The sequence below is a fragment of the Bacillaceae bacterium S4-13-56 genome, assembly GCA_040191315.1.
Lineage (GTDB): Bacteria > Bacillota > Bacilli > Bacillales > JAWJLM01 > JAWJLM01.
In genome coordinates this window covers 1-768 of sequence record JAWJLM010000180.1, presented here as the reverse complement: position 1 = coordinate 768, position 768 = coordinate 1, and the positions used below count along the sequence as shown (strand labels likewise).

2 protein-coding genes are annotated in these 768 nt (G+C 36.1%); both read right to left on the bottom strand.

Annotated elements, in window-relative coordinates; translation table 11 throughout:
* On the bottom strand, window positions 1–374 hold a 374-nt coding region (locus RZN25_18545), incomplete at its 3' end, for an IS3 family transposase (protein ID MEQ6378786.1).
* Window positions 375–433: 59 nt separating this feature from the next.
* A complete protein-coding gene (locus RZN25_18540; protein MEQ6378785.1) occupies window positions 434–712 on the bottom strand; it encodes a transposase in 279 nt (92 codons plus the stop codon).
* Between the last annotated feature and the right edge of the window lie 56 nt (window positions 713–768).

Sequence of the window (768 nt, the reverse complement as noted above, 5' to 3'; positions counted from 1 at the left end):
CCATCTCTTAACGTGTTAATGTACGTAATGTCTCCCACCCACTTTTGATTCAGGTTTGTGGTATGGAAATCTTGTTTTAAGATATTGTCTCGTTCGATTACTTTTTCTTTGCTTGGTGTAGGTCTAAATTTCTTCACTATGATCGAGCGAATACCCGCCTTTTTCATGAGACGTTGTACACGCTTGATACTTACGTTATAGCCTTCTTTTTTAAGAGATTCATAGATTTTAAGTGCTCCATAGCGCTGTTTACTTTCTTCATGAATCTCCTTAATTTTCTCGGTTATTTCTCTATTCTCACGGTCACGATTTGACTCCACTTGCTGTTTCGTTTGATAATATGTGCTTTTTGACACACCTAAGACATCACACATTTGTTTAACTGAGTGCTCCTCTTTATGAGCATCGATGATAGTAGTAAGTTCTGAAAGGGTTACTTCTTCGCGAATATGGCCATAGCCTTTTTTAAGATTTCATTCTCCTCCTGCAGCTTAAGCATTTGCTTTTTCATCTTAGCGATTTCATCAGCTGTAACAGTATCACCATCTTCTGTTTGAATAGGAGAAAACTTCTTAACCCATGCATAAATCGTTACTTCAGATACGCCATATTCGCTGCTTAAATCTTTAGCTGAACTTCCAGAATGATAAAGGTCTACTATCATTTTTTTGAAATCTTCATTGTATTTTTTGCCTGTATTTTTGTTTCCCATACGGACACAACCTTTCTTCTATATAGTGTAACAAATCTATAGAAACTTAACTAAGG

Excerpts from the sequence above, each read along its gene's own strand:
- RZN25_18540 (MEQ6378785.1), bottom strand. The coding sequence starts at position 712 with ATGGGAAACAAAAATACAGGCAAAAAATACAATGAAGATTTCAAAAAA.